Here is a 3,193-nt window from a genome sequence, read left to right on the forward strand (position 1 = left end):
TGCAAGCGGATGGATGCAAGCGGATGCAAGGGGCCGGATGCGCCGTCGGTGAGCCGGCCGCGGCGTCGTTATAATTCCGCCATGTCCGAATTCACCGATTCCGCCGCCGATGACGCCGGCACCGCCTCCCCGGCCGTGCCTGCGCCCGGCCCGCGCCCGCTGCGCGCGATCCAGCCGCTGCCCGACCAGCTGATCAGCCAGATCGCGGCTGGCGAGGTGGTCGAGCGTCCCGCATCCGTCGTCAAGGAACTGCTCGAAAACGCACTCGACGCCGGGGCATCGAGCCTGCGCATCGTGCTCGACGAAGGCGGGGTCAAGCGCATTTCGATCACCGACGACGGCTGCGGCATCCCCGAAAACGAACTGCCGCTCGCGCTGATGCGCCACGCGACCAGCAAGATCCGCTCGCTCGACGAACTCGAATCGGTCGCCACGCTGGGCTTTCGCGGCGAGGCGCTGGCCTCGATCGCTTCGGTGGCCGACGTGTCGATCACGAGCCGCACCGAGCAGGCGTCGCACGCCACGCGCATCGACGCCGACACCGGCGCGCTGTCGCCGGCGGCCGGCACGCGCGGCACGACGATCGAAGTGCGCGAGCTTTACTTCAACACGCCGGCGCGCCGAAAGTTCCTCAAGAGCGAGCAGACCGAGTTCGGCCATTGCCTCGAAATGATCCGCCGCGCGGCGCTGGCGCGGCCCGATGTGGCGATCTCGGTGCTGCACAACGGCAAGGCCGTCGAGCACTGGAACGCGAGCGAACCGCCGGTGCGCGTCTCGAAGATCCTCGGCGACAGCTTCGCCACTGCCCACCTGCCGCTCGACGAACGGGCCGGGCCGCTGGCCGTCTACGGCTGCGCGGGCCTGCCCACGGCCAGCCGCGGGCGCGCCGATCAGCAGTATTTCTACGTCAACGGCCGCTTCGTGCGCGACAAGCTGCTCACGCACGCGGTGCGCGCGGCCTACGAGGACGTGCTGCACGGCGACCGCTATCCGTCCTACGTGCTGTTCCTCGATTTGCCGCCGGAAGCGGTCGACGTCAACGTCCATCCGTCGAAGATCGAGGTGCGGTTCCGCGATTCGCGCTCGATCCACCAATACGTGTTCCACGCCGTGCAGCGCGCGCTGGCGCGGCACGCGGGCGCTTCGCCGGAAACCACGGCGGGCGGCCATGCCGCGCATCTGACGCCGTCGGGCGCGCCGGCCGTGTTCGAGCGACCGGCGCTCGCGCTGGGCGCGGGGGCTGGCGACAGCACGGCGGGCAATGCGGCTGGCGGCGCCGGCGGCATCGGCAATCTGGCCGAGAGCCGCCTTGGCGGTGGATTCGGCAGCGGCGGCGGCTCGGCCGGCAACCACGCCGGCAGCAACTGGATGCGCCAGTCGCGCATGACCCAGGGCACGCTGCCGGTTGCACAACCGCTCGCGCTCTACGACGCCCTGTACGGCCGCAAGGACACCACCGGCACGTCGTCGGCCGGCAACGCCTTGGCCGCCGAACCGTCGCCCACCCCGTTCGGCGCGACGCCCGGCACGCTGCTGGCGCATGCCGCGCACGACGACCAGCCGCTCGGCTTCGCGCTCGGCCAGGTGCACGGCATCTACGTGCTGGCGCAGAACGCGCAGGGGCTCGTGATCGTCGACATGCACGCGGCACACGAACGGATTCTCTACGAGCAGTTCAAGAACGCGCTGACCGACAAGGCGATCGCCGTGCAGCCGCTGCTGCTGCCGGTATCGATGGCGGCCACGCCGGTGGAAATCGGCGTGGTGGAAGAGGAACGCGAGACGCTCGACGCGCTCGGCTTCGATCTGGCCGTGCTGTCGCCCACCACACTCGCGATCCGCGCGGTGCCGGCGCTGCTCAAGGATGCCGACCTGCAGACGCTCGCGCGCGCCGTGCTGGCCGATCTGCACGAATTCGGCGGCTCGCGCGTGCTGACCGAGCGCCAGCACGAACTGCTGGGCACGCTGGCCTGCCATCACGCGGTGCGCGCCAACCGCCGCCTCACGCTCGACGAAATGAACGCGCTGCTGCGCCAGATGGAAGCCACCGAACGCGCCGACCAATGCAATCACGGCCGCCCGACCTGGTATCAACTGACGCTCGGCGATCTCGACCGCCTGTTCATGCGCGGTCAATGAGCGCGCCGCACCGCACCGACGACCGCGCGCGCCTGACGGTCGCCTGCCTGCTCGGCCCGACCGCCTCGGGCAAGACCGCCGCCGCGCTCGCGCTGGCTGCGCGCCATCCGGTCGAGATCGTCAGCGTCGATTCGGCGCTGGTCTATCGTGGCATGGATATCGGCACGGCCAAGCCGAGCCGCGAGGAGCGCGAGCGCGTGCCGCATCACCTGATCGACATCCTCGATCCCGCCGACGCCTATTCCGCCGCCGATTTCCGCACCGACACGCTGCGGCTGGTCGGCGAGATCGTCGCGCGCGGGCGGCTGCCGCTGCTCGCGGGCGGCACGATGCTCTACTACAAGGCGTTGACGCAGGGTCTCAACGATCTGCCCGCCGCCGACCCGGCCGTGCGCGCGCAACTCGATGAAGACGCCGCGCGCGACGGCTGGCCCGCGCTGCATGCGCGGCTGGCCGACATCGACCCGGCCACCGCCGCGCGGCTCGCGCCGAACGACGCGCAGCGCATCCAGCGCGCGCTCGAGGTGTTCATGCTGAGCGGCCAGCCGATGTCGGCGTTGCTCGCCGCGCCGCCGCGCGAGGACGATGCCGCGCGGCGCTACCGCTTCGTGCCGGTCGCGCTCGAACCGTCGGACCGCTCGGTCCTGCATGCGCGCATCGCCACGCGCTTCGACGCGATGCTCGACGCGGGCTTCATCGACGAGGTCGAACGGCTGCGCCGTCGCGAGGATCTGCATCTGGGGCTGCCGTCGATGCGCTGCGTCGGCTACCGGCAGGCCTGGGAATATCTGGACGGTGAAACCGATTACACGACCATGCGCGACAAGGGTGTGTTCGCCACGCGCCAGCTCTGCAAGCGTCAATTGACCTGGCTGCGCTCGATGCCCGAGCGAATCGTGGTGGATTGCTGCGCCGACGATGCGCCGGCGCGCGCGGTGGATGCGCTGGAACGCGTGCTCGCCGCGAACGGCTGAAGAAGCGCCAGACGATTCCGGAGGGATGCCGGCAAATAGCCGACAAATAGCCGACAAACGACCGGCAAACAAGAAGGGGC

The 3,193-nt window shown here is 70.3% G+C and carries 2 protein-coding genes; both read left to right on the forward strand.

The genetic code is table 11. The features are described from left to right. Positions 1-81: 81 nt before the first annotated feature. Positions 82-2,139, forward strand: a complete 2,058-nt coding sequence (mutL, locus tag ACYP33_RS34285) for a DNA mismatch repair endonuclease MutL (protein ID WP_459625541.1) — start codon at positions 82-84, stop codon at positions 2,137-2,139. Further along, a complete protein-coding gene (gene miaA, locus ACYP33_RS34290; protein ID WP_459625542.1) occupies positions 2,136-3,113 on the forward strand; it encodes a tRNA (adenosine(37)-N6)-dimethylallyltransferase MiaA in 978 nt (325 codons plus the stop codon). Before mutL ends, miaA begins: the two co-directional genes overlap by 4 nt. Positions 3,114-3,193 lie beyond the last annotated feature (80 nt).

This window comes from Burkholderia sp. 3C (assembly GCF_054589155.1).